Here is a 223-nt window from a genome sequence, read left to right on the forward strand (position 1 = left end):
TGACATGTGGAGCTGACGAATACTAATAGATCGAGGACTTAACCATATAATATGTAGCAAATGTTATCTAGTTTTGAGAGAACATAAAAAACTTGTTGACTTTTAAAGTGAATAAGTTATAATAATGATTGTCTCAAAAGAATAATGTCTGGTAATGATGGCAGAGAGGTCACACCCGTTCCCATACCGAACACGGAAGTTAAGCTCTCTAGCGCCGATGGTA

General features: G+C 36.8%; 1 rRNA gene. It reads left to right on the forward strand.

The features are described 5' to 3' along the window. Positions 1–147: 147 nt before the first annotated feature. Positions 148–223: ribosomal RNA gene (gene rrf / locus JDS92_RS30610) — 5S ribosomal RNA — on the forward strand; the annotation flags it as partial.

Origin of the sequence: Bacillus cereus group sp. N12 (assembly GCF_016483575.1) — a bacterium.
Taxonomy (GTDB): domain Bacteria; phylum Bacillota; class Bacilli; order Bacillales; family Bacillaceae_G; genus Bacillus_A; species Bacillus_A toyonensis.